Consider the following 5,242-nt stretch of genomic DNA (forward strand, 5'->3'; position numbering starts at 1 on the left):
TGCGACGCTTTCATCGTCTTCTGGTCCCTTTCCCAGCCAGGAAAATGCACCGGAAAACTCTAACCAAAACTGGTCCAGTTTGAAGGGTTCAGATCAAAGTGCACAAGATGGTGGCGAATGGGAACGTAGGGTCGTCGCCTCGATCGCCAAGAAATTGAAAAGGGGCCAGCGAGGAGCGCCTTTTGGCTCGCATCGCCGGGTCCGCGATCAAGGCCCTCGACGGAGCGGTGCCGAAATTGCCGAACAGGCGATACTTTCGGCTCTGGTCCGCAAATACAAGACTGGCGGTTCCTAAGCAGCGAGCCCAGGCGGTGCCACGTTCCTCCTACGGCATTTCATTATCCACGCATGTTGCCGAGGCTGCTGAGCCTGCTCGAATTCCGGAACAATGCAGCACATCGGGTCCGCCATCGCGGCGCTGGAATGGCTCAAGCGTCTGATCGACGAGGACGACAGACGGATCGACCCGTATCGATCCGAGACCTGGCTGTAGGCCTGAAGGCCTAGCATCCTGCCGTATTTCACGTTTACCAGGGCGTGGCCTTGTCCCTATTGGCAGATGCTATGGCCGGATGTGTCAAGTAAAAGATCCACCGGATGCGAAAAGAAACACGAGACCTATTGGGCAATGCTTGGGCGGGTCCCGACGCTATGGCGATCTCAGACCTGCACTTGTTCCGGCCCAGGCTGTGGCCGACAGCGATCGTCTCGCGGGGCCGTTGCGACAGGAGGATAGCTGGCAAATCTCAAGCTCACCTCGACATCCGGTTACGCGAGCTTGGCCGCGCCAGCTCGGGCTGTTACGATTCCGGGCGGCTCGATTGCGAAGGCGACGTCCAGACGTGGATGCTGCGACTGGCTTCTGCGAAGCATTCAGTCATCTGCGTACAGGAGCGCCCTGCGATGAACGTCATCCTCGCAGAAGAGACTAGCTTTGGCCTGCGCATGATGGCCGATGCCACAGACACCCACACCTTGTGGGTGTTAATCCGTGTTCGACAGTGGCATGTCGAGAGCGAAGCCTACGACCGGGCGCTAGCCAGGGTGGTCGAGGCGCAGGCGGGGTTACCGATCCATGGGCACTCCGGCTTCGAGCGACGGCCTATTATTTGCCGCCACAGCGCAAGGCGACGGCCCGCGGCACCAAGCGGCGCATCCGCGCCCACTATCGTGCGGAGGGCCACCAACAATTCACCAGGTTTCAGAGTGAATCAGCAGCAACAAAAATCGACGGCAAACTCGATGGGGGCTACGCGGATGGGGGCGCGCTTACTGAGCGCCGAGTCTCAACTGTACCGTCGCCACCGAACTTTGGAGCTGTCGATCCTGTTCAGGACGTTCATTCAGAACCCTACTCGGTTTGTCGTGCTTGCGACAGCGTGATGTGCGGTTTGGCACGTCTCGGCGCTCTAGGGCAGCCATTGAATAACATACAGAACAGTTTTCTGATGCTTTTCGCTCCTTCTGCATTGGCACGAATCTTGAACCTTTTTGTTGCGCGCCGCTAGGAGCTCCCAACGGGGACCTTGGCATCTTCTCAATCCAGCTCTGAACGGAGACACCAATGATGAACAACATGGCAGCCTATCGTGTAACCGAATTAACCCCTCAAGAAGCAGCTGAAACCTCCGGAGGTTGGTATTTTTGGGTTTACTTGTTTTTGCGACGTTACGGACACTTGTTTGGTTGATAAGCGAGCTGGCTCTCGATGGCTCCTAGTGACTACAGACTAGCAGTTCCCCTTTCTGCTGAAACGGCCAGCTGCACCGCAGAAAGCATACTGGCGCGACGATCAGGACGATCCTTGAGCATTTATAGGGCGATCTTGCTCTTCGTCGCCGCGGCATTTGGCTCACTGCCACTCGTTACCATACCGGTCTCCATGCAGAGTGTCGGTACTATTCGCCCGATCGTGGAGAAGACGCCCCTGATAGCGCCCGTCTCCGGACGCATCTCCCGTGTCCTTGCCTTTGAGAACGATGTCGTTGCTAAGGGGAAGGAAATAATCGCCTTTGACGATCATGTAATCGAGGAAAAGCTCAGCGGGGTTTTAGCCGACATTCATGCCAAGAGCGATCTTGCCCATGACTTCCAAACGCTGATTTCTTCCGGCGCAAGGCTCAGCGTCTCGCCCCCCCTCCAAACCGAATCCGCGACGGCTGAAAGGGTGCATTTTCTCAACTTGCTGCGCGAGAACCAAAATGCGCGCAGTAACGCCGCGGCGGAACTCGACCGCGCAAAGCGACTTGTCTCGGCTGCTGCGGCGCCCGCGAAGACCGTTGACGAGAAGGCTTTCGCTCTCCAAAATATCGAGGTCCAAGGCGAGATCCTCGTGCGACGCAAAACCGCTGATTGGAACCAGAAGCTCCTTGATGCTAACCTGCGCTTAAAGGAACTCACGGCCACCTTGCATCAGCTCGAGCACGAACGGGACCTGCACCGCATCCGCGCCCCAGTATCGGGTGCTCTCGAGCAGTTCTCCGGCCTCGCGCACGGAAGCTACGTGCAGAGCGGGCAAACCGTTGGTTGGATCTCGCCGAACGACGATCTGGTGGCGGAAATCTACGTCTCCCCCAACGACATTGGCTTTGTGCAGCCTGGTCAGCCGGTGCGGCTCCAAGTGGATGCCTTTAACTACAACCAATGGGGTGTCATCAAAGCAAGGGTGGTCGAGGTGGCGCAGGACTTCACTCTGCATGACGGGAACCCGGTCTTCAAGGTCCAGTGCGCGCTCTCTCGCAGCGAACTCGCGCTGAAAAGCGGGGCCATCGGCCACCTGAAGAAAGGCATGACCGTGCGGGCTCGCTTTCTGTTGGCCAATCGCACTCTCCTGCAACTGCTCTACGACGAGGCAGACGATTGGCTCAACCCGATGCTGGCGGGGCGCTAATATTGTCCCAACAGCCAGCGAGCCTCCATGTCGAGTAAGGCCATTAAGTTCAAACAGCGTGACATCACGGATTGCGGCGCCGCCAGCCTCGCATCTGTCGCAGCCTTCTATGGCTACAAGTTGCCATTGGCGCGCATCCGCCAGTATGCGTCGACCGACCGCTCCGGTACGAGTGTGCTGGGGCTCACGGAAGCGGCGCAGAAGCTGGGCTTCATCGCGAAAGGCGTCAAAGGTGGCTTCGACAGCCTGTACAAGATCCCCAAGCCCGCTATCGCGCACGTCGTCAAGGAGGACCTGCACCATTTCGTAGTGGTCCATGCGATCGACGCCAAGTGGGTCATCGTCATGGACCCGGCCTTGGGCGAAATCTGCAAAGTGCCGCATCAGGAATTCATGGAGCAATGGACCGGCGTTCTGGTTTTGCTGGTTCCGGCAGACACATTCAATCGTCGAGACGAGACCACGTCGCCCCTCGCCCGATTCGCCCGCCTACTCGCGCCACACCGCACGGTGATGGCGCAGGCTCTCGTCGGCGCTCTTGTGACGACCGTCCTCAGTCTCTCGACGGCGATCTACGTTCAGAAGATCGTTGATCACGTGATCCCAGCGGGAAACCGCAACCTGCTCAACTTGATGAGCATCGCAATGCTGCTGATCCTAGCGATACAGATCCTGATCAACCTCCTAAGAGGCCGACTCGTCCTGCAGACGGGGCAGAAGATCGACGTATGCTTGATCCTCGGCTATTACAATCACATCCTGGCCCTGCCCCAGAAGTTCTTCGATAGCATGCGCATGGGAGAAATCGTGTCGCGCATGAACGACGCTGTGAAAATCAGGAGCTTCCTGAACGACGTTTCGATAAACATGTTTGTTGACATTTTAATGATACTGTTCTCGTTCGGAATGATGTTCATCTATTCCTGGAATATTGCTTTGATCGTGGCGCTCGCCATTCCAATGTACATCCTGGTATATTGGGCCATCAATCGGATGAATCGAAATCTCCAACGAGTCATCATGGAAAATGACGCCAAACTCGAGGCGCAACTGGTAGAATCACTCGGAGCTGTCTCCACCATTAAGACTTCCGGCGTCGAGAGCTTCGCAAACTTCAAAATGGAGACCCGCTTCGTAAAGATGCTGCATTCCGTCTACAGCTCCGGGCTGATCTCAATCTGCGGCGACAACGCCTCGACGTTGCTGTCGGTCCTGTTCACCATCGTGCTGATGTGGTTTGGAACCACGCTTGCGCTCGAACAGGCCGTCACGCCCGGCGAATTGCTGTCCTGCTATACGTTGCTTGGCTATATCACCCGGCCGGTCGCCCGCCTGATCCAGACCAACCGGATCGTTCAAGACGCGTTTATCGCGGCGGATAGACTTTTCGAGATCTTTGAACTGGAGTCGGCAAGCAGCAGCGGCATCGATGCTACGAAGACCGATCTCGGAGATATTCGCCTGGAGAACGTCACATTCCGCTATGGCGCGCAGGCGGAGGTTTTCAGCGATCTAAGCGTCTCCTTTCGCCAAGGAGAGTTGACGGCCGTCGTGGGTGAGAGCGGCTCGGGCAAAAGCACCCTTGCGGCTCTGCTGCAGAATGTCTACCAGCTTGAGGATGGATGCATTCGGATCGGCCAATATGCCCTCCAGGATTTCTCGAGCGCATCACTGCACAAGGTCATGGCTGCAGTACCGCAATCGATAGACGTCTTCTCCGGTTCCGTGATCGAGAACATCGCCCTGGGCGAGTTCGAACCGGAGTTCGATAAGATCGTACGCATCTGTGATCGAATAGGACTGCGGGAGTGCATCGAGCGCTGGCCCGGGCGGTTCCAGGCCCATCTGGGCGAGAACGGGGTTCGCCTCTCCGGAGGTGAGAAGCAGCGCCTCGCATTGGCTCGGGCCCTGTACCGGGATCCCGACGTTCTAATCCTTGACGAAGCGACCTCCTCTCTGGACTCGGCAGCCGAAGAATTTGTGCTGCGGGTTGTTGAGGATCTGTCTCGCGCTGGGAAGACCATCATAGTCATCACTCATCGGTTGAGCACCGTTCGTGGGGCGGACAATATTGTGGTCCTGGACAAGGGGCGGGTCATTGAGGAGGGAAAGCACGCTGACCTAGTGAGAACTGATGGCCCTTACGCTCGATTATGGCGGGCGCCAAGGTCGTGATCCGTGTAGGCCCTGTCGGCTCGAGGATTGAAAACGGTTGTGAACGTCACGGTTAAGCAGCATGGCAACATTGTCGGCTGTGAACTTGAAGCGGCGGTGATCGGAACGTGGGCGATGGACTTCGTTCACGACCAACTCGCAACGGGTAAGAAACTGCGCGTGCTGACGGTGGTCGAC

General features: G+C 57.3%; 4 protein-coding genes and 1 pseudogene. All 5 read left to right on the forward strand.

The features are described 5' to 3' along the window. The coding region (locus CO671_RS34060; protein WP_210162985.1) for a hypothetical protein at positions 1-295 on the forward strand (295 nt) is incomplete at its 5' end. A gap of 544 nt (positions 296-839) precedes the next feature. After that, positions 840-1,102, forward strand: a pseudogene (locus tag CO671_RS34475) (Tn3 family transposase); the annotation flags it as partial. Positions 1,103-1,564: 462 nt separating this feature from the next. Further along, on the forward strand, positions 1,565-1,690 hold the full coding sequence (locus CO671_RS34590) for a hypothetical protein (RefSeq protein WP_004676277.1): 126 nt from the start codon (positions 1,565-1,567) through the stop codon (positions 1,688-1,690). Positions 1,691-1,804: 114 nt separating this feature from the next. Continuing rightward, entirely contained in the window at positions 1,805-2,890 is a 1,086-nt protein-coding gene (locus CO671_RS32775; RefSeq protein WP_008533948.1) for an HlyD family efflux transporter periplasmic adaptor subunit, read from the forward strand. 27 nt (positions 2,891-2,917) lie between these two features. Then, positions 2,918-5,065 carry a peptidase domain-containing ABC transporter gene (locus CO671_RS32780; protein ID WP_004676279.1) on the forward strand — a complete coding sequence of 716 codons (2,148 nt, stop codon included), beginning with the start codon at positions 2,918-2,920 and terminating at the stop codon, positions 5,063-5,065. Positions 5,066-5,242: the final 177 nt, after the last annotated feature.

The organism is Rhizobium sp. M10 (assembly GCF_002531955.1).
Lineage (GTDB): Bacteria > Pseudomonadota > Alphaproteobacteria > Rhizobiales > Rhizobiaceae > Rhizobium > Rhizobium etli_C.

Coding starts and splice junctions, on each gene's coding strand:
- CO671_RS34590 (WP_004676277.1), top strand. CDS start 1,565: ATGATGAACAACATGGCAGCCTATCGTGTAACCGAATTAACCCCTCAA.
- CO671_RS32780 (WP_004676279.1), top strand. CDS start 2,918: ATGTCGAGTAAGGCCATTAAGTTCAAACAGCGTGACATCACGGATTGC.